The 25,472-nt window shown below is 69.6% G+C and carries 21 protein-coding genes, 2 pseudogenes and 1 riboswitch; of the genes and pseudogenes, 18 read left to right on the plus strand and 5 right to left on the minus strand.

Annotated elements, in window-relative coordinates:
* The first annotated feature begins 85 nt into the window (after positions 1–85).
* Together ACFYP5_RS12765 and ACFYP5_RS12770 are read left to right on the plus strand one after the other, a co-directional pair.
* Positions 86–622 (plus strand): sugar phosphate nucleotidyltransferase, encoded by a 537-nt coding sequence (locus ACFYP5_RS12765; RefSeq protein ID WP_389034233.1) that lies wholly within the window; start codon positions 86–88, stop codon positions 620–622.
* Positions 543–761: pseudogene (locus ACFYP5_RS12770) on the plus strand (dTDP-4-dehydrorhamnose 3,5-epimerase family protein); the annotation flags it as partial. The gene ACFYP5_RS12765 and the pseudogene ACFYP5_RS12770, both read left to right, overlap by 80 nt.
* 3,152 nt (positions 762–3,913) lie before the next feature.
* Here the strand turns inward: ACFYP5_RS12770 and ACFYP5_RS12775 are convergent.
* From ACFYP5_RS12775 to ACFYP5_RS12785, 3 genes are all read right to left on the minus strand, one after another.
* The gene (locus ACFYP5_RS12775) at positions 3,914–4,534 is read right to left on the minus strand and encodes a tetratricopeptide repeat protein (RefSeq protein WP_389034235.1); all 621 of its coding nucleotides are present in this window, start codon (positions 4,532–4,534) and stop codon (positions 3,914–3,916) included.
* Between the two features lie 944 nt (positions 4,535–5,478).
* Positions 5,479–6,261, minus strand: coding sequence for a crotonase/enoyl-CoA hydratase family protein (locus ACFYP5_RS12780; RefSeq protein WP_389034238.1), 783 nt, complete (start codon positions 6,259–6,261; stop codon positions 5,479–5,481).
* Positions 6,258–7,787 (minus strand): AMP-binding protein, encoded by a 1,530-nt coding sequence (locus tag ACFYP5_RS12785; protein WP_389034241.1) that lies wholly within the window; start codon positions 7,785–7,787, stop codon positions 6,258–6,260. The genes ACFYP5_RS12780 and ACFYP5_RS12785 overlap by 4 nt, the downstream gene beginning before the upstream one ends.
* Positions 7,788–7,865: 78 nt before the next feature.
* Between ACFYP5_RS12785 and ACFYP5_RS12790 the strand changes: the two genes are divergently transcribed.
* Complete coding sequence (locus ACFYP5_RS12790; RefSeq protein ID WP_389034243.1) at positions 7,866–8,456, plus strand: TetR/AcrR family transcriptional regulator; 591 nt, start codon at positions 7,866–7,868, stop codon at positions 8,454–8,456.
* A 277-nt stretch (positions 8,457–8,733) separates the two neighbouring features.
* Positions 8,734–9,072: a YciI family protein gene (locus ACFYP5_RS12795; RefSeq protein WP_389034245.1), complete on the plus strand. Its 339-nt coding sequence runs from the start codon at positions 8,734–8,736 to the stop codon at positions 9,070–9,072.
* A gap of 354 nt (positions 9,073–9,426) precedes the next feature.
* Here ACFYP5_RS12795 and ACFYP5_RS12800 read toward each other — a convergent pair whose 3' ends face one another.
* Positions 9,427–10,281: a LysR family transcriptional regulator gene (locus ACFYP5_RS12800; RefSeq protein ID WP_389034248.1), complete on the minus strand. Its 855-nt coding sequence runs from the start codon at positions 10,279–10,281 to the stop codon at positions 9,427–9,429.
* A gap of 68 nt (positions 10,282–10,349) precedes the next feature.
* Here ACFYP5_RS12800 and ACFYP5_RS12805 point away from each other — a divergent pair, with 68 nt between their 5' ends.
* The 10 genes from ACFYP5_RS12805 to ACFYP5_RS12850 all read left to right on the plus strand — a co-directional run bounded on the left by ACFYP5_RS12805 (position 10,350) and on the right by ACFYP5_RS12850 (position 19,756).
* Positions 10,350–11,255, plus strand: a complete 906-nt coding sequence (locus ACFYP5_RS12805; RefSeq protein WP_389034251.1) for a DMT family transporter — start codon at positions 10,350–10,352, stop codon at positions 11,253–11,255.
* Positions 11,256–11,766: 511 nt separating this feature from the next.
* Positions 11,767–12,366 carry a hypothetical protein gene (locus ACFYP5_RS12810; RefSeq protein WP_389034254.1) on the plus strand — a complete coding sequence of 200 codons (600 nt, stop codon included), beginning with the start codon at positions 11,767–11,769 and terminating at the stop codon, positions 12,364–12,366.
* A gap of 209 nt (positions 12,367–12,575) precedes the next feature.
* Complete coding sequence (locus ACFYP5_RS12815) at positions 12,576–13,079, plus strand: DUF5987 family protein (RefSeq protein ID WP_389034485.1); 504 nt, start codon at positions 12,576–12,578, stop codon at positions 13,077–13,079.
* Positions 13,076–14,671 (plus strand): GMC family oxidoreductase N-terminal domain-containing protein, encoded by a 1,596-nt coding sequence (locus ACFYP5_RS12820; protein WP_389034257.1) that lies wholly within the window; start codon positions 13,076–13,078, stop codon positions 14,669–14,671. The genes ACFYP5_RS12815 and ACFYP5_RS12820 overlap by 4 nt, the downstream gene beginning before the upstream one ends.
* A gap of 38 nt (positions 14,672–14,709) precedes the next feature.
* Positions 14,710–15,624, plus strand: coding sequence for a hypothetical protein (locus ACFYP5_RS12825; RefSeq protein ID WP_389034260.1), 915 nt, complete (start codon positions 14,710–14,712; stop codon positions 15,622–15,624).
* Positions 15,625–15,744: 120 nt separating this feature from the next.
* Positions 15,745–15,839: riboswitch (TPP riboswitch) on the plus strand.
* Complete coding sequence (locus ACFYP5_RS12830) at positions 15,831–17,237, plus strand: purine-cytosine permease family protein (RefSeq protein WP_389034262.1); 1,407 nt, start codon at positions 15,831–15,833, stop codon at positions 17,235–17,237. Its footprint overlaps the riboswitch before it by 9 nt.
* Positions 17,238–17,311: 74 nt before the next feature.
* The gene (locus ACFYP5_RS12835; protein ID WP_389034265.1) at positions 17,312–17,884 is read left to right on the plus strand and encodes a hydroxyethylthiazole kinase; all 573 of its coding nucleotides are present in this window, start codon (positions 17,312–17,314) and stop codon (positions 17,882–17,884) included.
* Between the two features lie 16 nt (positions 17,885–17,900).
* Positions 17,901–18,122: a hydroxyethylthiazole kinase gene (locus ACFYP5_RS12840; RefSeq protein ID WP_389034487.1), complete on the plus strand. Its 222-nt coding sequence runs from the start codon at positions 17,901–17,903 to the stop codon at positions 18,120–18,122.
* A complete protein-coding gene (gene thiE, locus ACFYP5_RS12845; RefSeq protein ID WP_389034268.1) occupies positions 18,119–18,796 on the plus strand; it encodes a thiamine phosphate synthase in 678 nt (225 codons plus the stop codon). Before ACFYP5_RS12840 ends, thiE begins: the two co-directional genes overlap by 4 nt.
* 318 nt (positions 18,797–19,114) lie before the next feature.
* Entirely contained in the window at positions 19,115–19,756 is a 642-nt protein-coding gene (locus ACFYP5_RS12850; protein WP_389034271.1) for a YceI family protein, read from the plus strand.
* A 76-nt stretch (positions 19,757–19,832) separates the two neighbouring features.
* Here the strand turns inward: ACFYP5_RS12850 and ACFYP5_RS12855 are convergent.
* A pseudogene (locus tag ACFYP5_RS12855) lies at positions 19,833–20,009 on the minus strand (DUF6807 family protein); the annotation flags it as partial.
* A 296-nt stretch (positions 20,010–20,305) separates the two neighbouring features.
* Between ACFYP5_RS12855 and ACFYP5_RS12860 the strand changes: the two are divergent.
* The 4 genes from ACFYP5_RS12860 (at position 20,306) to ACFYP5_RS12875 (ending at position 25,472) form a co-directional block, all read left to right on the plus strand.
* The gene (locus tag ACFYP5_RS12860) at positions 20,306–21,610 is read left to right on the plus strand and encodes a phosphatidylserine/phosphatidylglycerophosphate/cardiolipin synthase family protein (RefSeq protein WP_389034273.1); all 1,305 of its coding nucleotides are present in this window, start codon (positions 20,306–20,308) and stop codon (positions 21,608–21,610) included.
* A gap of 1,010 nt (positions 21,611–22,620) precedes the next feature.
* Positions 22,621–23,640, plus strand: coding sequence for a sigma-70 family RNA polymerase sigma factor (locus ACFYP5_RS12865; RefSeq protein WP_389034276.1), 1,020 nt, complete (start codon positions 22,621–22,623; stop codon positions 23,638–23,640).
* 120 nt (positions 23,641–23,760) lie between these two features.
* Positions 23,761–24,705: an ABC transporter ATP-binding protein gene (locus tag ACFYP5_RS12870; protein ID WP_389034279.1), complete on the plus strand. Its 945-nt coding sequence runs from the start codon at positions 23,761–23,763 to the stop codon at positions 24,703–24,705.
* Positions 24,702–25,472, plus strand: a complete 771-nt coding sequence (locus tag ACFYP5_RS12875; RefSeq protein ID WP_389034282.1) for an MlaE family ABC transporter permease — start codon at positions 24,702–24,704, stop codon at positions 25,470–25,472. Before ACFYP5_RS12870 ends, ACFYP5_RS12875 begins: the two co-directional genes overlap by 4 nt.

Genomic DNA, 25,472 nt, shown 5'->3' on the forward strand with positions numbered 1-25,472 from the left:
GCGACAAAACTCATGGCCTCACCGTTCCACACGCCGCTGGCCCACCAGAACGACGTGAACGGCGGCAGGGTATTCGCGCACCAGGTTGCCAACCTGCCGGGCATACACACAGATCGTCGAATCATTCACACAAATCGTGGCTATCTGCGCCAAAGCGGCTTGTATGCCTGGCAGTTGTGCCCCCTCGGCCTACGGGGTGGTGGATTTCGACGAGCCGGGCCAGACGCTGTCCGTTGCAGAGAGACTGGCCCGGCCGAGGACCCGGTACGCCGTGCCCGCACTGTATTTCTACGACACCCACGTCGCGGACATCGCCCGAGACCTGCGGCCCAGCGCTCGCGGCGAATTGGAGATCACCGACCTCACCCGGATCTACCTGGAGCCGGATACCTGTATGTCCCCACTCGGGTGGCCCCTTCTTCTCCCTGCACCACTCGTGATCCAGTCTCCGAGATGTCCACGATCAAGGGGCAGGCACCATTCGCGGGATCCCCTATTCGTCGGCCCCGCCGGGCCTGGCCAAGTAGGTCACCTTCGTAAGCGACGCCGTCTTCGATGTAGTGGTCGACATGCGGACCGGCTCCACAACCTTCGCCAGATGGAAGGCGGTTCGGCTCGATGACAAGGCCCATCGCAGTGCGACGCCGACGATGGCACGGCCCGAGGACATCGCGCCGCACATCTCCGAGAGAGACGCTGCGGCGCCCACGCTCGGGGAAGCCGAGCAGCAAGCACCGGCTACCACGCTGGTTGCGACGTGAAGGGGATCCTCTTCCCGCGGACGGTGCAGCGTGGCGTCCAACGGCATGGGGAAGGTCGAGTGCATCCACGAACTCATCACACCCTCGCGGCCTCCACTGAGGCCAGGCTGGAGTGCCACGCTCACACGGGAGATCCCAACAGTTCCGCCTCAGCAGGCGCATAGATGTGCACGACGGCACATGCGGGAGTTCGCCGCCCTTTGGGTGATCTTCATCCACGACACGGACAAGCTCGTGGTCATTCCGTCACCGAGAGCAAAAGAATGCATATGTCCGTGGCTATAACAACGTGACAAGAATGCGACTGAACCGCACTTATCGAGTGCGCCTGCACGCGGTGTGGTCACTCCAAGTTCCGTGAGGAAGGTTCTCTGGTGAGCCGTAAATCGATCCGAATGTCCCGCATCAAAACCGCAACGCTGGTTTCGGCGGGCACCCTTGCCGTTGCGCTCAATATTGCCCCGAGCACGGTGGCCGTCGCCGCGGCGATCCACAAGTCCGGCACCGAGCACAGCATGGGGCTCCCGGGCCTGAACGGCGCCACTAGTGCCGACCGCGACGACGATCACGACCGTGGCCCTCAGGGACCGCAGGGACCGCGGGGACCGCGGGGCCATGATGGCCATGATGGCCATGATGGCCATCCGGGTGAGCCGGGCCCGCCGGGCGCCGACGGCGCCACGGGTCCGACGGGTCCGGCGGGTCCCACGGGTGCTGCCGGCGCGGACGGCGCTGACGGCGTGGACGGCGCCACGGGTCCGACAGGCCCCACGGGCACTCCCGGCCTGGACGGCGCTGACGGCGCCGACGGAGCTGACGGCGCCACGGGTCCCACGGGTCCCACGGGCACTCCCGGCCTGGACGGCGCTGACGGCGCCGACGGAGCTGACGGCGCCACGGGTCCGACAGGTCCCACGGGCACTCCCGGCCTGGACGGCGCTGACGGCGCCGACGGCGCCACGGGTCCCACGGGTCCCACGGGCACTCCCGGCCTGGACGGCGCTGACGGCGCCGACGGAGCTGACGGAGCTGACGGCGCCACGGGTCCCACGGGTCCCACGGGCACTCCCGGCCTGGACGGCGCTGACGGCGCCGACGGCGCTGACGGCTTGGACGGCGCCACGGGTCCCACGGGTCCCACGGGCACTCCCGGCCTGGACGGCGCTGACGGCGCCGACGGAGCTGACGGCGCCACGGGTCCGACGGGTCCCACGGGCGCAACCTCGCTTGACAGCTACGTCCAGCCCGGCAACGCAGCGGTCGGCCCCAATGCCACATCGACCGCCTCGTGCCTCGGTAACGACGTTGCTCTCGGCGGCGGATACACCACTGCGCCCGGCGTCACCGTCAATGTCACGCAGAATGCACCGGTGTTCGTCGGTACCGGCCCTGCCACCGGGTGGACGACTACCGCCACCCTCGCCGTCGGCGAGACACTCACCTCCTACGTGATCTGCCACGACGTGGAATAACTCCCATGTGAGCGGTGGTGCAGTACCGGCTGTCCGCTTCACGTGGGAATGAGTGACGGTGCCCCGAGGCTTCGGCTTCGCGGGCACTGTCCTCGTTTCAGGCAACGGCGATGAATGACAACACCAGTGTGAATAGCGCAGGTGGTGCACGTACTGGGTGACCGGGTGGCCGGCGTCGGGACGCGGGCGCAAGAAGGTCGAAAGACCATGCCCATGCTTGCGACCGGTGGCGCCGGCTTCATCGGTTCGAAATACGTCCGCCAGCAGCTGAATCCGGATCCGAAGGCGCGGATCACTGATCCCGACCTGGCGGTGTTGGTCGCGTGTTGGACGGTTCCCGCCATCGCCTCCACACCACCGCCGAAGACCACATCCGGTGCGGCAAGAGCGCCGGCTTCGGCTGCTCGCCCGACCGCCACTTCCACGTCAACCCCACCTGGGCCGAACTCAGCCTCGCAGCGCTCGATCTCCTCACCTGGGCCCGCGTCCTCCTGCTGGACGGCGAACTCGCCGCTGTCGAAACCCAAGAGACTCCGCTACCGGCTGCTACACATCGCCGCCCACCTCACCCGCGGCGGACGCCGCCTCCGCCTTGGGATCTCGGTGACCTGGCCATGGAGACACCGAACTGGCCACGGCCTTCCACCGCTTCACCGCACTGCCCCAGCCAGTTGGCTGAACGGCCGCCCCACTATGTCTTTCGCGGTCCTTCAAGAGGGACGCTGGCCTCCGGGCCCGGCATGGCTGTTGCCCCCTGTTGATCGGATGGCCTGGGGGTGGTGGCACCGAGTCCACGGGGGTGTCGCCGAAGACGCTGATGGGAGGTCCGACCACTGCTTGACCGGGCGCAATGCCGGGCCGTTCGCGGGCGGCAGGTCTGCATATCGTGGATGCGCGAGAACGGCCCCGAAGCCCAGGCCGGCATGGCATCGAGCGAGTGGTAGGCACGGTGCTGGACCGTGGACGTCTTCCTCGGCTTGCGCGTCGGAAAGAGCATGCATCATGGGCACCGGCTCACCCCGATCGGCAAGAAGGTCTTCGCCAAGCCCCTGCCCAACAGCGAGTCGCCCTCACCGTCCTGGAGGACCTCCGCCACGCCGTGGGCTTCACCGGCCCGCGGTCCTGGCTGTACTGCTGTGCCAGAACATCGGTCTGCTCGGCCCGCGCAGCGTCGGCCACAGCCTGGAACAGATTTCGTCCGACCGACAAATGGATCACTTGAGACGTCGGGTGGTGGGGCGGCTGCCCCAGCGTATGACTCGGTCGCTGTGCCGATGGGCATGCGGAGCGTGACGAGTGCGCAGCAAGGTGGAGATAGAAGACCACCACCTTGCCGTCCCGAAAGACCCAAAGTCACCGGTATGGCATCAAGTGGTCGAGCTGCTGCCCCACACCGGCTACTTCGTGCGCACCGCCTGGCTGTACGGCAAACGCTGCCGCAACTTCGTGCCATTTCACAGGCCCTGCGTTCGGCGGCCCCGACGCCGTGCGTCGTCCGCGATCTTCACACGCGGACACTCTCATCGGGCTGCTCAGGCCGCCACCGGGCGCCGTTGCTGAGCAGGACGATCCACTCCCAGTCCGACCAGGTCTGTGCCCGCAGGGTGGCCAGGCAACCTTCGAGGAAACACGGCCTGCGGCTGGGAGTGAAGACGGATAACCTCGGTGCCGCAGTCGACGTCATTCGGTAGTAGCTGCTCGGCTGGTTGACGGTGAGGGGCTTGCGGAATTCTGGAAAGGTTCCGGTACGAAGGAGAGCAGCTTGGGGTCGGCCGCAACGGCGCGGCCGAATGCGTCCTGGGCCTCGTCGTCGCGACCTTTCTTCGCCAGGGCCTCCCCTAGGTGCAGGTAGGCCGTGGCGGCCTTCGAGTTGTGCGCAACGACACGCTTCAGGAGTCTGATGGCACGGTCGGGCTCGCTCGACTTGAGCAGTAGCGCCTCGTTGAACAAGGCGGGCTCGAACGACGGATCGATCTTCAACGCCTTGTCATAGGCCGCACGGGCATCAGCCTTCTTGCCGTCCCGGTGCGCGATGTAACCCAGGTTGTACCAGCCGAATTTGTTGTCCGGATCCAGAGCCACCACCCGCTTGAAGGTGATGGCCGCCCCGGAGAAATCCTTGTACCGCGACTGCATAAGGCCGGCGCTCAGGAGGGCCTGCGCCTCCGAGACGGCCCGGACCGCGGTTTTGTCCTCGGATTCCGAGGTGGCGGCCGGCTGGGACAGAACCGCCCAGACAGCGGCCCCGGAGGCAACCACGGCCGTTGCGGCGAGCCCTGTCCACAATCGCTTACGTTTCACTTGGTCACATCTCATGGAGTCGGTGTGGGATGGAATGGCATGGCATGGATCCGGCTGATGCCATACGGCTGACACGGGCGCCCGAGGGCAGTGCCGGAGAGGCCGGATTCCGAACCTCCGGCACTGTCACCAAAGTTACGCGATGACCGTTATGGCGTCATAATTCGTCAGGAACTCAAGGCGTGCAGACCACCCGAATGTACGCACCCAGCGGCGTTATTCACATGACGTCGATGCCGCGAATCTCCCGGAGACACCGGATCCCACGATGACCACTCTCATCAGCGGATGAATTACCGGCCAAGAATCTGATGATCTGCATGAGACGGATCCGTTGCCACACCTGGCGCAGCGTTCTCCGCATGGTGAAGTCAGCCAAATCCTGACGAGTTCATCGGCTCAGTGTCAGCATCGGTCCATTGCAGGGTGAGCACTACTGCCGGCCGCGCGGTACGCCGCGGACCTGGGCGCGGGGCTGCAGTCGCTCTTCCCGCCGTACGTGATCACCACCTACGGGTCCGTGTGGCCGAGGCCGACATCGAGGACGGTCAACGTGTCGGGGGCCTACGCACTCAACGCGCGTAGAATCGGCTGCCGTTGCTCCGCGCGGAACCGGTCCACCTCCTCGGCGCCGAGCGACTGGGCGAATGACCAGCACTTCGCCCGCCTCGTGATCAGCGCGGGGCACTGCTGCAGGAGCCCACGCTCCCGCCATGCTTCGCAGAATCCGGTAGACCTCGTCGACAGAGGGCATCACCTCGGATGTCTCCAGGAAGAGCACGCTGCCTGCGTTGTCGCCGACGGGCCGGATCTCGCGGTCGGCCATGAGCAGCCCGTCAGAATCTCCAGGGCGCAACGTCGGGGCGGGGCTTGACCGGGTAGCTGGGTGACGTCATCCGGCGAGCGTAGGTCGAGCCCCTTTCCGGTGTCAGCCGGGTTTCGGCTCACTCGTCGAACGACCCGTGGCGGCCCGCACCACCGCCGAACCGGTCGGCCCCGGCCTGGGTCTCCCCCGCGCTGAGCGGGACCAGGCCGTGCCGGTACTCGGCCGCCAGGGCGTCCGGCTCGGAGAGGCCGTGCTGTTCGCGGACGGAGAGCCTGTCGTGGCGGAGACAGAGCTGGGGGAAGGCCGCGATCTCCCGGGCAAGTCGCTCCGCCGCGCGACGTGCCTCACCGGTCGCCACGAGCCGGTTGGCGAGCCCGATGTCGTACGCCTCCGTCGCCGGGACCGGGCGGCCGGTGAGGATCAGGTCCATCGCGCGGCTCTCACCGATCAGGCGCGGCAGCCGCACCGTGCCGCCGTCCACCAGGGGCACGCCCCAGCGCCGGCAGAAGACACCGAAGACCGCGTCCTCCTCGGCGACCCGCAGATCGCACCAGACGGCGAGTTCCAGGCCGCCGGCCACCGCATGGCCGGAGACCGCGGCGATGACGGGTTTGCTCAGCCGCATCCGGGTGGGACCCATGGGGCCGTCGCCGTCAGCGAGCACCTTGTTGCCGCGCTCCGTGCCGATGCCCTTGAGGTCCGCTCCGGCGCAGAAGGTGCCGCCCTCGCCCCACAACACGGCGACAGATGCGTCCGGGTCGGACTCGAACTCGCGAAAAGCGTCGGCGAGTTGGCTGGCGGTCGGCCCGTCGACGGCGTTGCGGACCTCGGGGCGGCTGAGAATCACCGTGAGGACGGGGCCGTCACGCTCGATCCGCACGGCAGAGTGTTCGGTCTTCACTTTCCCTCCCACAGGGGGTCACGCAGGGCCCGGCGGAGGATCTTTCCGACCGGCGAGTAGGGGATGGCCTCAACGAAGTGCACGGTCTTTGGCACCTTGTAGCCGGCCAGTCGCGCGCGCACATGATCGCGCAGGGCCGCTTCGGAGACCGCGGCCCCGGGCCGCAGCGTGACGAAGGCGGTGACGGCCTCGACCCAGGTGGAGTCGGGGGCACCGACGACGGCGCACTGCCCGACCGCGGGGTGGCTCGCGAGGGCGTCCTCGACCTCGCGCGGGTAGACGTTGTAGCCGCCCGTGATGATCATGTCGCTGCTGCGGTCGACGAGGTGAAGGTAGCCGCGGTCGTCGAAGCGTGCGAGATCTCTGGTGCGGATCCAGCCGTCCTCGGTGAGGCTCGCGGCGGTCAGTTCGGGCGCGTCGTGGTACCCGGCCATCGCGAACGGTGCCTTCACCCGGACCTCGCCGATCCCGCCCGGTGCGACCGGGGCGCCGTCCTCGTCGGTGAGGACGAGCCGCGCGTCGACCACCGGGTGTCCGGCGGCGCCGAGCAGTTCACCACCTTCGGCATGGTCGTCCTTGTCGAGCACGGTCAGACACAGCGGCGCCTCGGTCTGTCCGAAGTACTGGACGAACTTGGGGCCCCAGGCGTCCAGGGCGTGCTCGATGAGCGGGCGCGGCATCGGACTGGCCCCGTAGACGACGGTGTGCAGCCGGGCGAGGTCGGCGCGCTCGGCGCTGCCGTCGGCGAACAGCATGCCGAGCATGGTGGGGACGAGGTTGACCGCGGTCACCCCGTAGCGGGCGATGGCCGCCAGGTACTCGTCCGGGTCGAAGCCGCCGAGGACGACGGAGGCACCTCCCCGTACCCAGTAGGGCAGCACGAAGGTGCCACTCGCGTGGATGAGCGATGCGGCGTGCAGCATCACATCGTCGCGGCCGGGTGAGACCAGGTTGGACAGGATGTTCGCACTGATCGCGGCATAGCTGGCCTGAGTGTGCTGCGCGGCCTTGAGGGTTCCGGTGGTGCCGGACGTGTAGAGGATCAGGATCACGTCGTCCGCCGCCGCAGGCAGCATCGGGTCTGCGGGGCTCGCCTCGCGCATGGCCGCCAGCAGGTCGAGGTGGCCGGCCGGGTCGGGGCTCCCGAGGCAGGCCGACGCCAGCCCCGGTACGGCGGCGCCGAGTTCGAGCGCACGCTCGGCGAGTTCCGGCCCGTACACCAGGAGGGTCACGCCGGTGTCCTGGAGCATGCGGGTGTGTTCGGCGGCGGAGAGACGGCCGTTGAGGGGGACGCGGGCGGCCCCGGCCTTCAGGCAGGCGAAGTCGACGGAGACGGACCACAGGCCGTTGCCGAGGAGCAGCCCGACCCGGTCGCCACGGCCGACGCCCAGTCCTGCGAGGACGTGGGCCAGGCGGTTGGCGGCCTCGTCGACCTCCGCGTAGGTGAGGGAACGGTTTTCGAAGTGCACGGCGGTACGCCCTGCGAAACGCGCGGCACCACGGCGAACCAGGTCTACGGCAAGCATGCGCCGGACGATAGACCCGCCACATACAGTCCGTCCAGACTGTTTGTTGGTTCCCTCTCCTGTCGTACGCTCGCTGCCATGCCCGCTCCACGCCGCACCCAGCAGCAACGCCGGGAGGAGACCCGGCAGCGCCTCCTCGATGCCACGATCAGCTGTCTGGTCGAGCACGGCTTCGCGGGAACCACGACCCAGCGGGTACAGGAGCGGGCGGGTGTCTCCCGCGGCGCCCTGCTGCACCACTTCGCCTCGAAGGCCGACCTGCTGGCGGCCGCCACCCACCATGTCGCCGAGCTGCGACTCGCGCACATCCGCGCCGAGACGGACGGCGGCGCACAGAGCCGCGAGAAAGGGCTCGCCCTGCTGCGCACGGCGATGTCGGGCCCGTACTTCCTGGCCGGCCTGGAACTGTGGCTGGCGGCCCGCACCGACGCCGACCTCAGGGCGGCACTGCTTCCGGCCGAGCGGGACGTGGGCGCGGCCCAACGTGCGGTGATGGCCGACATCTTCGGCCCGGAGACAGCGGCGCGCGAGGACTTCGCCCTGCTCTGCGAATCACTGCTGGTCCTGCATCGCGGCCTGGCGCTCACCGGCGTGCTGCGCGAGGACCCGACATTCGACGACGAGATGCTACGGCTGTGGGTGGACCGGTTTCTGACCGCGCAAGCCTAAGGGCTGTCCCGTCGGGCTTGTTTCGGAAGCCGGGGAGAGTGTCGGTTCTGAGGGGAGGCGTTCGTCGTAGGGTGAGAGGCGGTCGAAGGACGCCGACGGCCTAAGGGCTGTCCCTATTCCCTGGCGGGCGCACGACGACAGCTACGGCACCTCGCTGCGTTGTCGGAACGCCCGAATACGTCCAGTATGAGGACACCCCTCCGCCTTGCGCTGCACCGCATCTGACGCCGCGCGCTGATCCACCAGGGATTACGGGACAGCCCTTAGGGAGCCATGTATGACGCGGTACCTGATCTCGTTCGATGATGGCGCGATGACCTTCCCCGAGGAGGAGTTGCCCGAGGTGGCCGAGGCCTCGCACGAGGTGGTGCGTGAGGCTCAGGACGCCGGCGTGTGGGTCTTCGGCGGTGGACTGGAGAGCCAGCGGGCGAGCGTCGTGGCCACCGATGGGACCGTCGCCGACGGCCCGTACCCGGAGACCAAGGCCGTCCTCGGCGGGTTCTCGGTCATCGATGTGCCCTCACGCGAGGACGCGCTGGAGTGGGCTGCCAAGATCGCCGCCGCGTGCCGCTGTGCGCAAGAGGTCCGGGAGATCATGCCCGACCCGACCGTCTGATCGAAGACGACCGCCGCGACTGCGGCGTGTTTCGGAAGTGGGTTGTGACCTGCGGGGTGGGCATGCTGCGGGCGCGTGGGTCACGCGGTTGGGCGGCATGATCTGACGGACGGGGTGTGGGCGGTGATCGGGGCGTTGCTGCCGGTCGCAGGGGGCGGTCGTCCGGCGCGGAACCTGCGTCGGCAGGTCGACGGGATCCGGCGCCGGGCTCGGGCGGACTGGATCACCGCCGCCGTCCGGATGGGCTGAACGCCGGCATCCACGCGTGTGCCCGGGGCCGGTTCTCGCCTCCCTGCCGCCCGCGTCCTCGGCCGCCTCGAAGTCGCTCAACGCTCCGGGCCTCGCGACGCGGGTTCACCCCGCGCGATAGAGCGCCGTGAGCAGTTCGATCACGGCCTGAGCGGCGGGATGCGGCTCGTCCCGCCACCAGGCGAGCCGCACCGCGATCGGTTCGGCGTCGCGTACCGGCCGGTAGACGATGCCGGGCCGCGGATACTGGTTGGCGGTGGATTCCGCCGTCATTCCCACGCAGCGGCCCGTGGAGATGACGGTGAGCCAGTCGTCGACATCGCGCGTGTCCTCGGTCGACGGGCGGGAGTCCGGCGGCCACAGCTCCGTGGTGGTGGTGCCGGTCCGCCGGTCGATGAGCAGCGTGCGCCCGCTGATGTCGGAGAGCCTGACAGAGCGGCGCCGGGCCAGAGGATCGTCGGCGGCCATGGCGCACAGACGCCGTTCCAGCCCCACGATGGCGGAGTCGAAGCGGCGGTCGTCCAGCGCCCTGCGCACCACGGCGAGGTCGCAGGCGCCCTCCGCCAGCCCGGCGGTACCGGAGTTGACGCGGACGAGCTGCAGGTCGGTCTCGGGGTGCGCGCCGCTCCAGCCTCTCTGGAAGGCGAGCGTGTGGCGGCCAAGGGCAGACCAGGCGTATCCGATCCGCACCCGGGTGTGGCCCGACGTTGCCTCCATGACGAGGTCCGCCACCTCGCCGAGCACGCGTCGGGCCTGCGCCAGCACGCGCAGTCCGGTCGCGGTCGGAGTCACCTCACGGGAGGTACGCCGCAACAGCCGCACCCCAAGAGCGCGTTCGAGCGAGGCCAGCGTGCGGGACACGGCCGCCTGGGAGACACCGAGCGCGAGGGCGGCATCGGTGAAACTGCCCTCGTCGACGATCGCGACGAGACAGCGCAACTGCCGCAGCTCCACATCCATGACTCAAGCGTATAGATGGATCGGCCCATGCATTTTGCGCAAGAGATGTGTGGTCGCACGATCGGGGCATGCAAGCAGCTCCCGCAGGCCCAGCAGCACCCGCGCACCGCACCGTCTCGGCGCCCCCCGCCCCGGGGCCCGACGGAAGGCGCCTGGCCGGTGTGGTCACCATGTTCGGCAGCGGTCTCTCCAACCAGACCGGCGCCGCGATCGGTTCCCTGGCCTTCCCAGTCCTGGGGCCTGTCGGTGTCGTCGCGGCACGCCAGTACGTCGCCGCGATCGTCCTGCTGGCCGTCGGCCGGCCCCGTCTGCGTGCCTTCACCTGGCGTCAGTGGTGGCCGGTACTGCTGCTGGCGCTGGTGTTCGGAACGATGAACCTGTCGCTGTACAGCGCCATCGACCGCATCGGCCTCGGGCTGGCGGTCACCCTGGAGTTCCTCGGACCGCTCAGCATCGCTCTGGCCGCCTCACGCCGCCGCGTGGACGCGTGCTGCGCGCTGATCGCCGCGGCGGGCGTCGTCACCCTGATGCGCCCGCAGCCTTCCGCCGACTACGTCGGGATGGGTCTGGGGCTGCTGGCCGCCGTCTGCTGGGCGTCCTACATCCTGCTCAACCGCACCGTCGGCCGCCGCATCTCCGGAGCGGAGGGATCGGCGGCCGCCGCCGGCCTCTCCGCCCTGGTGTTCCTGCCGGTCGGACTCGTCATCGTCGTCCGGCATCCGCCGACCGCGGGGGCTGCCGCCTGCGCCGTCGCCGCCGGCATCCTGTCCTCCGCCGTGCCGTATCTCGCAGACCTGTTCACCCTGCGGCACGTGCCCGCGCAGACCTTCGGTCTGTTCATGAGCGTCAACCCCGTCCTGGCGGCCGTGGTCGGATGGATCGTTCTGGGGCAGAACCTGGGCTGGATCGAGTGGGCCGGCATGGCAACCGTCGTCTGGGCCAACGTGATCAGCATCCTCATACGTCGCACCTGACGGAACATCCTGGACGTCCAGGTGCAGGAATGCAGCCGCACGCGCGGTCCCCGGCCGCCGTGCCCTGCTCATCGGCCCGCCGCGCATCGGACATCGGTGATCTTGCCGCCCTTGACGCCGGGTCTCCACCCGGACGGGGACCGAAGCGGATCCGCTCCGCCGCGCGGTGACGGACCGGCGGCCATGGAGGAGCCGGGGCCGCTTCCGGCGCCCGCCGAGGGACTCGGCGCACTGACGGCGGGCGTGGCCCTGGCCTGTCTCCGTAGTGCGGTGATCGCTTCACCGAGGCCTCGCGCCACGCGGCGTACGCGTCTGTTCCGGCACCGTTGTCCGGCGGGGCAGGCACACCTCGCCTGTCCGGAAGGCGTGCCGGCGCCCTGCCTCTCCACCGACCGGAAATCACCTCCGCCCCATCCCTTGCGCAGACAGCGTGCAGCGATCAAGATGCTGACTGCATGTGACCGCCGGTAACCGCCGCCCATCAGGGCTGGGACGTGAAGAAGGTCCTGCTGTGCCTGTACTCCGTCACACGACGAACCCCCTCGGCGCCCTGTCCACGAGCTCCCGCCTCACCGTCTTCGGCGCAGTGCTGGCGGCAACTGCCGCGCTGCTCACCGCCGCTTCGGCCTCGGCTGCAGAACCGGGCGTCGGGGGATACACCGACCCCTCGTACGCCTCCGCGTGCACCTTCCACCGCTACGGTGAGGGCGAGACGCCGCCGCTCTCCCTGTTCGGCGCCGACCCGCTGTGCGTGGAGTACGCCAAGCGGGACATCACCGTGACCAACGGCGGCGCGGCACGCTTCCTGCTGGCCGAGCCGGCACGCTTCGCGCTCGCCGTACCGGCCTGCCGTTACTGGCAGTTGGACCACTGGAGCGTGCAGGCCACGGCCGGCGGAACCGAACTGGTCGGCTGGGACGGCAGTTACTGGTTCGACAAGGCGGAGGGCAGCGCCGCGGCGAGGGTTCGCAACATCACCGTCGCCGGGCAGCCCGCGCGGGCCGAGGACGCCGCGAAGGTGATCCGACCGTACGACGCACGGCTCGCCGACGCGCTCGTGCGCGACGCCGCGGGTGTGATGGTGCGGCTGCCGGTGAGCGGGCTGTGCTGAGCGAACCACCCGGACGACCTGCTCGGCGCCGGTTGCTCGTCGGGCTCACCGCGGCCGTCGCTGCCCTGCGGGCAGGGGAGCTGACCGCCGAGGCGGCGCCTCCGGCGCGTCCTGTGCCCGAGCCGGTCCCGGTGGATCGGGTCGGGCAGCCCGCTTCCCTCGCGCTGCCCGACCCGACGACCGCCACGCTGGAGGCTTTTGCGGACACCATGGTCCCGGGTGAGAAGCGGTACGGCGGTGACGTGGCGATCGCCGGGGCGGCCCCCGGTCCCGGCGCCGTACAGGCGGGGGCCGTCGAGCTGCTCAGCCTTCCCGATCTCGGCATCGGCGTACTGCTGCCCGAGCTGGCGCTCCTGGTGAACGCCCGCGCCCTCGCCTTTGCGGCCACCCACGGCCGGGTCCTGCTGCCCACTCGACCTCCTTTCGTCGCAATGCGGTTCACCGACCGCACCGCGCTCGCCGGAGAGCTGCTCACACCCGGAGCCCCGGACCGGCAGCTGTACGTGCTGCTCGCGCTCTTCGCCGCCGCGGCCTTCGACACCGCAGCCCACCTTCACACCACCGCAGCCATCCGGCAACGCCACCCGGGCCTGGTCTGGATCGGCTTCCCGGCGCCCGGCGCCGACGGACTGTGGCGTTTCCCCGACTACTCGTACGGCAGAAGGCTCGCCTCCGAGCACCCGCTCACCACCCCCGGAGGGCACCCCGCATGAGCGTCACCGAACGCACCGACGTGCTGGTCATCGGCAGCGGCTTCGGCGGCGCCATCCCCGCCTACCATCTGGCCGCGGGCGGCGCCGAAGTGGTGATCCTGGAACGCGGACCGCACCTCACCGCCCCCGACTTCACCCATGACCTGCGCCTGGGCAGCTATACCCGGATCGTCGACCTCGTGCAGGGCGACGGCATCACCGTCGTCGCCGGGAACTGCGTCGGCGGGTCCAGCGTGGTCTACTTCGCCGCTTCGCTGCGGGCTCCGGGCTTCGTCTTCGACCGCCGCGGCAGTCTGGGCCACCGCTTGTGGCCTTCGACCCTGACGCGCGCCGCCCTCGACCCGTGGTACGACCGGGTCGAGGAGGCTCTGCCCGTCGCCGAGCAGAGCTGGGACCAAGTCCCCTACCCCGGAGGGCTGTTCGCCGCAGCGTGCGCCCGTGCGGGCCGCACCTGCAACCCCGTACCCGTCGCCGTCGACCTGGCCCGCTGCACCAACTGCAACTGGATGCTGAACGGATGCCACTTCGACGCCAAGCGCTCCATGCTGCTGAACTACCTCCCCGCCGCGACCGCGCACGGCGCCGAGATCCGCCCGCTCCACGAGGCACAGACGATCGCGCCTGCCACCACACCCGGTTACCGCTACCGCGTCTCGTACACGCAGCTCGACGCCGGCGACTACCGGCTGCCGGTCGGCGTGGGCACGATCGAGGCCAAGACCGTGGTGCTGGCCGCAGGCGCTCTGGCCACCCCCGTGCTGCTGCAGCGCTCGGCTCCCCTGCTCGGCGGCGTCCCGCAAGCCGTGGGGCGCTACTTCTCGGGCAACGGCGACCGCGTGTCCATCGCCGACGTCGACGAAGGCAAGGTGCGCGACCTGCTCGGTCTCGAGCGCGCACCGGGCATCCCGTACCAGGGCTTCCCCATCGGGAAGCCCATCGGCTCGATGTCGTACGACCGGCTCGACCCGGAAGGGGCGGAGTTCACCCGATTCTCTCTTCAGCAGATCTACTTCCCCGGCATCACCGATCTGTTGGCCCAGGCCACCGACACCCCGGCGACGAGCTGGTTCGGTGTCCGTAAGAAGGAGATGCGGGCACGCTGGCCGTCGTGGCTCTCCGTGCTCGCCATGACCGAGGACGACAACGAGGGCGTCTTCGGCCCTCCGCCGCCCACGGGAAGCTCGACTCGCGTGGCCGCATCCCTCTGCCTGTCCACGCTCTCGTACCGGCCGACGGCGAACACCCTGCGCGGCTGGGCCGCCGCGGACGGCGAGGCGCGCGCGGTGCTGGAGCGCGACGGTCTTGCGCGCGTGCGGCCCTGGAGCGAGAACGCCGCCGGGTCCGTGAGCGCACACCCCCTCGCCTCCTGCCGGATGGGCGACGACCCGGCAACCTCGGCGCTCGACGAACGCGGCGAACTGCGAGGCCATCCAGGCCTGTTCGTCACCGACGGTTCGGCAGTACCGACCTCGCTCTGCGTCAACCCCTCACTGACTATCGCGGCGCTGGCCGAACGGGCCTGTCCCGGCATCGTGGAGAGCACCGCCGAGGCAGGCGTGCGCGCCCGGTACGGGGCCCCCGCGCCCCGGTGAAAGGAAACCCCCTCGTGAACTCGCTCTACCCGCCGCGGATGACTGGCCGTCCAGGGCGGCTCGAAGTCTGGTACGCGACGTTGACCGATCCCCGTACCGGGACCGGCGTGTGGATCCATCACGAAGTGGTGGCGCCCAAGCACCACGGCCCGGCCCGGGCGCACGGCTGGATATCCGTCTTCCCCCCGGACGGACCGCCGGTCACCGAGCGGTTCGGGGCCCCGGACTCGCCGCTGCTCCAGGGCGAGGCGTACTTCGAGGTGCCGGGGGTCCGGGCGACGCCCCGGCTGCTGGAGGGCACCGCGGGCGCGATCACCTGGCGGCTGGCGGTCACCGGGGGCGGAGAGCCTCTCTACACCTTTCCGCGCTGGTCCTGGCAGCGTGAACTCCTGCCCGCCGCCCAGATCGTGCCTGCCCCTGACGCCATTTTCGACGGTGAACTCGTCGTCGGAGAACGGCGGTTCACCCTCTCGGGCGCCGTGGGGGGCGTCGCCAGGATCGCCGGTCACGGCAATGCCCAGCGGTGGGCGTGGCTCCATGCGGGCCTCGGCGGAGGGGACGTACTGGAAGTGGTGGCCGCCGTCGCCCGCCGTCCCACCATGCGGTGGCTGCCACCGCTGCCCATGCTTCAGCTGCGGATCGGTGGCACCGACTGGCCGCGCGACCCGTTGCTGACCGCTCCACTGCTGCGTGCGCGGATCGGGCTGCCCGACTGGTCGGTCGCAGGCGGCACCGCGCGGCGCAGGGTGCGGATCGATGTCACCCAGGATCCGGCCGACTGTGTGTCGCTCTCCTACACCGACCCCGACGGAGCGACCGCCACGTGCACCAACACGGAACGAGCCATCGTCGACGTGATCGTCGAACGCCGCACCGGGCTGCACCGCTTCGAGGTGGAACACCGCTGGCATCTGGATCGCACGGGTCACGCGGAGGTGGGGACGCGACCGTGAGCACGGCGCGCCGCAGCCGTGACGCGGACCACGCGTCCACGCCCCGGGGGTTCCCACCGAGTCGTCCGCCACACAGACCTCGGTGCAGGTGGGCGACGGGACCGGGTTAGTCTGACCGTCGTACCGGACACGGGGTGCCCTACCCGAGGGCTGAGATCACACCCGTCGAACCTGAACCAGTTCGCACTGGCGGAGGGATGTCTTTCATGCCTTTGACGCATGTTTCCGGCGGGCTGCCTGCCGACGGCCGACAGACCGTTTTCGACGGACGGATGCCCGCGGCGCCCGGCGACCTCCGCGTCGAGACGCACGGCATCGAGCCGGTCCCCGAGAGCAACCGCTACGGCGGTCCCGGGCGCCTGTTCACCGTGTGGTTCGCCCCCAATCTGACCATGACCGGCGTATTCACCGGCACCGTCGGCATCGCCCTCGGCCTGGACTTCGCCACCGCGCTCGCCGCCGTCGTGCTGGGCACGGTGATCGGCGCGGTGCCCACCGCCTACCTGGGCACCTGGGGGAGCCAGACCGGTGCCGGGCAGCTGCCGCTGGCCCGGCTCGCCTTCGGCCGGGCCGTCACGGTGCCCGGCATCCTGCAGTGGCTGTCCTCGGTCGCCTGGGACGCGCTGATCGGACTGTTCGGCGGGGACGCGCTCGCGCGGCTGTGCGGCTGGCCGTTCTGGCTCGGCGTCCTGGCCATGATGCTGGCCCAGGGCGCCCTCGGCGTCCTGGGCTACGAGGCCATCCACCGGCTCCAGATCGTCATGACCTTCGTGCTCGCCGCCGCGTTCGCGCTGATCGCCTGGCGGCTGCTCGACGGTGTCCATCCGGTCGGCGCCGGCACCGCGCATGGTGCCGACCAGGCCCGCGCGTTCGTCCTGACCAGCACCATCGCGCTGAGTCTGGCCCTGTCCTGGGCCCCGTACGCCAGCGACTTCAGCCGCTATCTGCCACGCACCACCTCGCGCCCGCGCATGTTCTGGTTCACGCTGCTCGGCCTCGTGGTGTCCTTCGTGGCCGTCCAGGCCCTCGGGCTGCTGGGCGCGTCCGTGCTGACCGACCAGACCGCAGCAGGGGTGGACAAGCTGCTGGGCGGTGGGGTGTTGGGCGCGTTCGGGCTGCTCGCCGTCGCGCTGGCGGCGCTCTGCAGCAACGCCATGAACGACTACAGCGGTTCCTTGGCTCTGCAGACCGTCGGTGTGCGCCTTCCCCGCCCGGCGGCCGCCGCCCTCGCCGCCGTGCTCGGCTTCCCTCTGGTCCTGTGGATGCACGCTGCCGACACCACTGCCCGCTTCCAGAACGTGCTGCTGTTCGTCGGCTACTGGATCCCCGGATTCGTGGCGATCGTCATCGTCGACTGGATCGCCCGGGCACGGGCACGGGGCGGTGCGGCGATCGACGTCGCCGCCGAGACCGCCCGGCCGCACTCCGGATGGCCCCCGTTGCTGGCATTCGCCGTCGCCTTCGCCGCGGCCGTGCCCTTCATGGACACCAGTCTGTACGTGGGCCCGGTGGCGGCCGCCCTGCACGGCGCCGACCTCTCGTACTACGTGGCGTTCCTCGTGGCGCTCGCCGTCTACGCGCCGCTGCGGCTACGCCACCGCCCGCAGGACTGACCCGCCGCCGGCCGGCGGACCCTGACGTCCGCCGGCACCCGAACGACATCCCCTCCCCCACGGAGCGAAATCCCATGCCCGCTGCATCCGCCGATCACACCGCCTACGTCCCGCAGGCCCTTGCACGCGTGCGGGCGGACTCCCCTCTGGTTCAGTGCCTGACCAACTCGGTGGTCACGGGCTTCACCGCCAACGTCCTGCTGGCGCTGGGCGCCTCGCCGGCCATGGTCGACATCCCGGAGGAGGCCGGCCCGTTCGCCCGGGTCGCCTCCGGTGTCCTGATCAATCTCGGTACCCCGCACGCCGAGCAGCGCTCCGCCATGGTCGAGGCCGCGCGGGCGGCGGGTTCGGCCGGCACGCCGTGGGTCCTCGACCCGGTGGCGGTCGGCGCGCTGCCGGTGCGCACCGCGCTGGCGCGAGAGCTGCTGCAGTTGCGGCCGACCGTGATCCGGGGCAACGCGTCCGAGATCATCGCGCTCGCGGGCGCGGGCGACGGCGGCCGTGGCGTGGACTCCTCCGACGGCGTCGGGGCCGCCGAGGAGTCGGCACGCGAGCTGGCACGCGCAGCCGGCTGTGTGGTCGCCGTCTCCGGGCCCGTCGACTTCGTCACCGACGGGGGGGCGCAGCGCCCGGATCGCCAACGGTGATGCCCTGTTGACCCGGGTGACCGGGGGTGGTTGCGCGCTGGGTGCGGTGATGGCCGCCTTCACGGCGGTCGACGAGGACCGGTTCGCCGCGGTCGTGGCCGCCGTCACCGCGTACACGGTCGCCGCCGAGCTGGCCGCGAAGGAGGCCTCCGGGCCCGGCAGCTTCGCCGTCGCCTTCCTGGACGCGCTCGCCGCGCTGGAGGAAGCGGCCCTCTCCGAGCGGGCGGCTCTCTCGTGACCGCGGCACCGGTGGATCTGTCGGTCTACCTCGTCACGGACACGGCCCAGTGCGCGGCCCGCGGCCGGAGCGTGGCCGAGACCGTCGCCCTGGCGGTGGCCGGGGGCGTGACCGCCGTGCAGATCCGGGAGAAGCACGCCACCGGGAGGGAGTTCCTGCATACGGTTCTGGGAGTCGCCGCCGTCCTCCCTGAACGAGTGACACTGATCGTCAACGACCGGGTGGACGTGTTCCTGACGGCCAGGGCCGCCGGCGCACGCGTGACGGGCGTTCACGTCGGCCAGTCGGATCTGCCGCCGTCCGCCGTACGCGAACTGATCGGAGAGGACGCGCTTCTGGGGCTGAGTGCAGCCACCCCCGATCAACTGCGGGCCGCCGCCGAGGATCCGGCGCGCGTCCACCACGTCGGTATCGGCGCGCTTCATGCGACCCGGACCAAGGCGGACGCCCCGGCACCGCTCGGCCATGCCGGCTTCGCCCGCCTCGCCCGGCTCAGCGAGCTGCCCGCCGTGGCCATCGGCGGCATCACCCCGGCCGATCTGCCACGCCTGCGAGACGCCGGGGCGGTGGGGGCCGCCGTCGTCTCGGGCATCTGCGCCGTCGAGGAACCCCGTGCATCGGCCCGCGCATACGCCCGGGCGTGGAACCGCGCCCAGGAGGGGAGCCTCGCATGACCACGCCGGGCCGAGTGCTGACGATCGCCGGATCCGGCTCCGGTCAGGAGCCGGAATTCAGCCCGCCCTCATGTCGATGCCGACGCCGGGCGCACACGGAATGAGCGTGCTCACGACGGTCACGGCACAGCACTTCCCGCACCTGGCGAGCCCCTTGCACCGTTCCCGGTGACGGCCTTCCGCGCGTTCCCCTGGAGGACCGCCGGTAACTGACCGTACCCGTGCAGTGCTCCGAGTTGTGAAAGTCTGTTCATACATGAGCGGGTTTCCCACCCGTGACTTGCGCGTGCGAAGTACCGCCGCGTAACAACATGTCCCATGAACTTTTTCAGCCGCGGCACCACACTCCGACGCCCGGCGGCGCCCGCCGCTCCAACCACCCCCGCTGCCGCCGTGATGCCGGATCCCGCCCTGGCAGCCCTCAGCGGAGAGTGGATGATCGACCCCGCCCACAGCAGGATCGGTTTCTCCGTGCGACACGCCATGGTGACGACGGTGCGCGGATCCTTCGGTTCGTACGACAGTCGCCTCTACTTCGACGGCCGGAACCCGGCACGCTCCCGCGCGGACATCGTGCTGCACACCGCGAGCGTCGACACCGGGGTGGAGCAGCGTGACGCCCACCTGGTCGGGCGTGACTTCCTGGACGCCGCGACGTATCCGCGGATGAGCTTCACCAGTACCGCCGTTCAGCTCATGGGCAAGGACGTCTACCGCATGAGCGGCGAACTCACCATCAAGGGCACCACCCGCCCTGTGGAGCTGGACCTCACCTACATCGGCCATGTCACCGACCCGTTCGGCTACGAGCGGGTCGGTTTCGACGGCACCACCACCATCAACCGCTCGGACTGGGGCCTGACCTACAACGCCCGGTTGGCGGAGGGCGGAGCGATGGTAAGCGAACGGCTCCGCCTCCAGTTCGACATCGCCGCGATCCGTTCCACCTCGGACCGCTGACCCCGCCCGCCGGCGCAATGCCGACGGCCCGATCGCGCCGGGCGGTCCGGACCCGGCGCCGCGCCGGTGTCGGGGCTCACCACGCCAGCCCCTTCAGCCGGGTGGCCACCTGCTCGCGGTCCCAGGCGCCGTCGGCGACCACGACGCGGTACCGGTACTCGAAGGACTCGCCGGCTTCCAGCGCGAACTCCTCGAAGAATGCCCAGGAGACCGCGACGGTCGGGATCGGCTCCGCGCGCACGAACGAGTGCGAGGGATCATGCCGGTCGCGGCGGCGCGCACGGTGATCCGCTCGCCGTGGACGGCGATGCGCGAGGCCTGGCGGGGGGCAAGGTTCGCTCCCCACGGTGACCACTCATGGGTCGACCAGCCGAGCAACACCCCGCGGTTGCTCCCCCGCTCAAGGAATCTCGCGATGCGCAATGCGGGGATTTCGAATCGGAACAATCGGTGGAACAGTAGTAGATTCCGCTGACGGCGGCGTCGCTCCTGCGGGCCACATGCGGCAATCCGAGTCTTCATCCTAAACAGTCCGGCGAAAGGCCGCCCATGAAGCGAACGTTCACGTTGATCACCGCGCTGGTCGTCACCGTAATGTCGCTGACAACAGCGCACGCCGCGGTCAAGAAGGCCAAGCCCCCGCTCAGTTGCGAGTCTCGGACGTTCACCTCCAGCCCTGGCCCGCGTTTCAACGACCCGGAGGACCCCGCCGCCCAGATGAAGATCATGGGCCCGATCATCGAATCGATCAACAGCGCCGGCTGCGGGCAGACCGTACGCGTCGCCATGTACTCGATCAGTATCGCGCAACCGGGGCCGGATTTCGCCAACGCCCTGATCGCCGCGCACCAGCGCGGCGTCATCGTAAAGGCGCTGATGGACGCTCACAGCGACAACAAGCTCTGGCAGTCGATGGTCACCGAGTTGGGCAACGACCCGCGAGCCTCCAGCTTCGCCGCGCTGTGCCCGGGCGGCTGCCTGTCCCACTTCGGCGGCTCCGCCCTGCACGCGAAGTACTACATGCTCAGCGGCGGGAGCGATGCGAACAGGACTGTGACCGTCAGCAGCGCCAACCCCACCTCCGCCCAGGCCGGCACCGCGTGGAACAGCAGCGCCACCGTCAAGGGCAACGTCGACCTGTACAACTCCTACGTCCGCTACTTCACCGCCATGGCCAGGGGGGCGATCCACGGCCCGGGCCCGCTGGTACCCGACTACTACAACTCCACGAGCGCCACGGCCGCCAGGAAACTGTCCCCGCCCTCCTACCAGTGGCCCAAGGCGCGCACCAGAAGTGACACCTGGGTCGACTTCCTGAGCAATATCAAGGCGCCGGCCACGATCAACATCGCCATGTTCCAGTGGACCTCTCACGGGCAGCCGGGCGACCGGAACTATCTGGAGCTGCCGAAGAAGCTGGTGAGTCTGGCACGGACCGGCGTCAAGATCCACATTCTCATCACCGCCGGCCAGGTGGATGACAGCGTGCAGAGCTACCTGAAGAACCGGCCGAATATCGACGTGCACGACACCACCCACGGCACCGACGCGAACGGCAATGCTCTGCACTACACGCACGACAAGTACATGATGGTCAGCGGCGGTTACGCGGGTGCGTCCGACTCCAGGATCGTGTTCGTCGGGTCCTCGAACTGGACGAGCAACGGCGTCTGGCACAACGACGAGTCGGACCTGAAGCTGATCGGCGGGTCCAGCTACGACGCGTTCATGGCGGACTGGCAGAACCAGTACGACCGCTGCTGCGGGACCGTGGCGCGGCAGTTGAGCGCCGAGGAGCGCGCCGAGAACAAGGCACGGGAGATTCCGGTCGATCCGAGGCAGGTCCAGGAATAGGCGTTCTCGGTCCGAACAGTGCCGGTGAGCTACAACCTTGCTGCTCTGGCGGGATAGTTGGAGAGATTGGCGTCCGGACGTGAAGATGCTCCTGATGGTCGAGCTCACGACCAGGATCGCCTGTCCACCAGGAGCTTCCGCGTGCTCATCTGCCCAGCCGGCGTCGATCGACCACCTCGGCTCTGCGTTCCTCGCCTGTGAGCTCTACGCAGTTGGGAACCCCCTCGAGGTGTCGGCAGGCAACAGCGTGAGGCGAGGTGGCACCTCTGTGCGCTGCGCATCCATCAGATCCATTTCGGGGCATCCATAGATCGTTCACGGGCTTGACCGATGCCCGTGTCCGGGTGACGGCCTTGTTCGCAGCAGTCAGCAGATCTTGCCCGTCCCAGCCGCCGCGGCTCGCGCAAGATCCCGTAGGAGCCCGACGGTGAGTCCGGGGAACCTCTGAGCGTGGCTAGCTGCGGAGATGTCGACAAATGTCAGTACCACCGGGGTCGGCTGGGCTGCGCATCCGGCAACTTCATCGGCTTGGGAGCCGAGATGCAGTGCCGGCTGGTCTCGCCCTGCGGGGGGGCGACGAAGGAGCACGGGAGATGAGCGACCAAGGGAGGCCCCAGAGGGGCATGAACTTCTTGGCCGACCGCCGTGTTCTCACGGTTCGAACGTCGCGCCCGCAGGGCGAAGAAGCAGAACGGCGCCTGCGGTCCGCCTGGGAGTGCAGCGCACGCGTCACTGGGGAGCTCAGCCAACTACAGGAGTTGGCAAGCGACTTGAGACACTGGCTCGTCGCCATACGTGACCCGTACGGGCTCCAGCGGATCCATCACCGGGCGAGCCAGCACGGTCACGGAGCCGACGGGGGTTGCAGCAGAGCGCCCGCCAACCGTTCACTGACCAGCAACAGTGGGGACTCGATGGCCTCCTCCCCCTCCACAACCGCGGATACTGGGCGGTAATGTCGCCACTCGCCGGACGGCACAAGACCGGCGGGTGACCGCGAAGGGGCTCTCATGGCGACGGACATGCCTGTTTGGACGCAAACGGCCGACGATCGTTGGCAGCGCATGTGGGGCCACCGCGAGCAACTGCTCAAGGTGGCCCGGCGCAGGTCGATGAGCCCGGAGGATGCCGAGGACGCGGTGCAGGAGGCGATGCTGCGTGCCGCGGAGCGCCCTGACCTGGACGACGAGCGTCTCGGCGCCTGGCTGACGACCGTGACCGTGCGGCTGTGCGTCGACCGGTACCGTCAGGCCAACCGTGAGGCCGAGGTACACCGCAGCCCCACACTCGTCATGCCGGGTCCGGCGCCCGTCGAGGACGCGGTGTGCGACCGGGCCGAGGCCAGGTGGCTGGCCGTGCGGAGCGGGGAGCTGCCCGCTCGCCAGGCCGAAGCACTCCGGCTGAAGTCCGAGGACCTCGATGTCGGCCAGGTCGCCGTTCGCATGGGGCTGAGTTACCGGACGGTCGAGTCGCTGCTCGCCCGGGCACGGCGCACGCTGCGCAACTCGCTGGCCGGTACGTTCGGCTTCGCCCTGTTCCTGTGGGGGCGCGGCAAGTTGCGCTCGGGCGGTCACGTGCAGGCGGCCGTGGCGGTGACCTCGACTGCCTGCACCCTGGTGGTGGCTGGGTGTGTGCTGCCGTACGTCCACTACGGAAACGAGCAGGGCGCGGCTTCCGGTCCCTCCGTGTCCCGTGGGGCCGAGACGCCCACGCCGACCGTCCGGCCCGATGGCGGCGGCCGTGCCGCCACCCCGAACGCCCTCGATCTGCCGGCCGCCCCGGCGACGCCGACGCCCGGCGATCACGGCCGTCTGCCTTCGTTGCTGCCGCGGTCGGTGTCCGTGTCGGTGCCATCACTGCCGGACGCCCCACTGCCGCCGGTGCCGTCCGTGCCCGATGTCCGCGACCTCCCCGACGTCCCCCGCGTGTCCGACCTGCCGAGCGTGCCCGCTCTCCCCGGCCTGCCGGCCGCGTCCACGCTCCCCTCGACGGTTCCGGTCCTCCCGGAGGCTCCCGCCACGCTGCCGTAGAACCTCCGAAGAACCGCCCGAAAAGATCGTCCGAAGAAATCCACCTCCGCAGCGACGGACGCCCCTCCCCTCCCCGTAGAGCAGTTGTCGGAGCTGTTCCACGGCCGAAGGGTGGATCGGATGGGTGTCGAGATCTGTGTCGAAGGGCTGACCAAGTCCTTCGGTCACCAGGTCATCTGGCAGGACGTCTCGCTGACGCTGCCCGCCGGGGAGGTCTCGGTCATGCTCGGCCCTTCGGGCACGGGCAAGTCGGTGTTCCTCAAGACGCTCGTCGGACTCCTGAAGCCGGACCGGGGTTCCGTGAAGATCGCGGGACGGGACATCACGAAACTGCGCGAGCACGAGCTGTACGAGGTGCGCAAGCTCTTCGGCGTGCTGTTCCAGGACGGCGCGCTGTTCGGCTCGATGAGCCTGTACGACAACATCGCCTTCCCGCTGCGCGAGCACACCCGCAAGTCCGAGAGCCAGATCCGGCGCATCGTGCTGGAGAAGATGGACATGGTCGGGCTGATCGGCTCCGAGGACAAGCTGCCCGGCGAGATCTCCGGCGGCATGCGGAAACGGGCCGGTCTCGCCCGGGCCCTGGTCCTCGACCCGGAGATCATCCTCTTCGACGAACCCGACTCCGGCCTCGACCCGGTGCGCGTCGCCTATCTCAACCAGCTGATCGTCGACCTCAACGCACAGATCGACGCGACCTTCCTGATCGTCACACACGACATCGCCTCGGCCCGCCAGGTGCCGGACAACATCGGCCTGCTGTTCCGGCGTGAACTGATCATGTTCGGGCCCCGCGAGGAGCTGCTGAGGAGCGACGAGCCCGTCGTACAGCAGTTCCTGAACGGCCGGATGCAGGGTCCCATCGGGATGGCCGAGGAGAAGGACGCCGCCCAGGTCGAGCAGGAGCTGGCGCGGCTCGGCGACCTGGACCGCAAGGCCCGCCATGTCGGCAACGACATGACGCCGCGTCTGCTGCCGGGCCCCGACATCACCCGCCCGCCCCGCTGGGAGGCGATCGCGCGGCGCGAGGCCGAGCTGCACCGCAAGGAGGTGGCGGACGCATGAGCCTGTCACCGACCGGGGCGCTCAGACAGTCGGGGAACCTCTTCGCGATGGCGCTGGACGTGGTCCGGACCATGCCCCGACGGCCTTTCCAGGCACGGGAGTTCATTCAGCAGGCGTGGTTCGTCGCGAGCGTCACGATCCTGCCGACGGCTCTCGTGTCGATCCCCTTCGGCGCGGTCATCGCGCTGCAGATCGGCAGCCTGACGCGGCAGCTCGGCGCCCAGTCCTTCTCCGGGGCCGCCTCGGTCCTCGCGGTGCTGCGGGAAGCCTCGCCGATCGTCACCGCGCTGCTGATCGCGGGCGCCGGCGGCACGGCGATCTGCGCGGACCTCGGGGCGCGGAAGATCCGCGAGGAGATCGACGCGATGCAGGTGCTCGGCATCGACCCCATCCACCGCCTCGTCGTCCCGCGGGTCCTGGCATCGATGGTGGTGGCGGTGCTGCTCAACGGCCTGGTGTCGGTGGTCGGCGTGGCGGGCGGCTACTTCTTCAATGTCGTCCTGCAGAACGGCACACCGGGCGCCTATCTGGCCTCTTTCACCACGCTCGCCCAGCTCTCCGACCTGTGGGCGGCCGAGATCAAGGCGCTGGTGTTCGGCGCGATCGCCGCGATCGTCGCCTCATATAAGGGACTTACGGCGAAGGGCGGTCCCAAGGGTGTGGGCGACGCCGTGAACCAGTCGGTGGTGATCACCTTCATGTTGCTGTTCGTGACGAACTTCGTGATGACCGCGGTGTATTTCCAAGTCGTCCCGCAGAGAGGTTAG

Origin of the sequence: Streptomyces sp. NPDC005262, assembly GCF_042872425.1 — a bacterium.
Taxonomy (GTDB): Bacteria; Actinomycetota; Actinomycetes; order Streptomycetales; family Streptomycetaceae; genus Streptomyces.

Coding starts and splice junctions, on each gene's coding strand:
- ACFYP5_RS12785 (WP_389034241.1), bottom strand. CDS start 7,787: ATGCTTGCCGTAGACCTGGTTCGCCGTGGTGCCGCGCGTTTCGCAGGG.
- ACFYP5_RS12790 (WP_389034243.1), top strand. CDS start 7,866: ATGCCCGCTCCACGCCGCACCCAGCAGCAACGCCGGGAGGAGACCCGG.
- ACFYP5_RS12795 (WP_389034245.1), top strand. CDS start 8,734: ATGACGCGGTACCTGATCTCGTTCGATGATGGCGCGATGACCTTCCCC.
- ACFYP5_RS12800 (WP_389034248.1), bottom strand. CDS start 10,281: ATGGATGTGGAGCTGCGGCAGTTGCGCTGTCTCGTCGCGATCGTCGAC.
- ACFYP5_RS12805 (WP_389034251.1), top strand. CDS start 10,350: ATGCAAGCAGCTCCCGCAGGCCCAGCAGCACCCGCGCACCGCACCGTC.
- ACFYP5_RS12815 (WP_389034485.1), top strand. CDS start 12,576: ATGGTCCCGGGTGAGAAGCGGTACGGCGGTGACGTGGCGATCGCCGGG.
- ACFYP5_RS12820 (WP_389034257.1), top strand. CDS start 13,076: ATGAGCGTCACCGAACGCACCGACGTGCTGGTCATCGGCAGCGGCTTC.
- ACFYP5_RS12825 (WP_389034260.1), top strand. CDS start 14,710: ATGACTGGCCGTCCAGGGCGGCTCGAAGTCTGGTACGCGACGTTGACC.
- ACFYP5_RS12830 (WP_389034262.1), top strand. CDS start 15,831: ATGCCTTTGACGCATGTTTCCGGCGGGCTGCCTGCCGACGGCCGACAG.
- ACFYP5_RS12835 (WP_389034265.1), top strand. CDS start 17,312: ATGCCCGCTGCATCCGCCGATCACACCGCCTACGTCCCGCAGGCCCTT.
- ACFYP5_RS12850 (WP_389034271.1), top strand. CDS start 19,115: ATGAACTTTTTCAGCCGCGGCACCACACTCCGACGCCCGGCGGCGCCC.
- ACFYP5_RS12860 (WP_389034273.1), top strand. CDS start 20,306: ATGAAGCGAACGTTCACGTTGATCACCGCGCTGGTCGTCACCGTAATG.
- ACFYP5_RS12865 (WP_389034276.1), top strand. CDS start 22,621: ATGGCGACGGACATGCCTGTTTGGACGCAAACGGCCGACGATCGTTGG.
- ACFYP5_RS12870 (WP_389034279.1), top strand. CDS start 23,761: ATGGGTGTCGAGATCTGTGTCGAAGGGCTGACCAAGTCCTTCGGTCAC.
- ACFYP5_RS12875 (WP_389034282.1), top strand. CDS start 24,702: ATGAGCCTGTCACCGACCGGGGCGCTCAGACAGTCGGGGAACCTCTTC.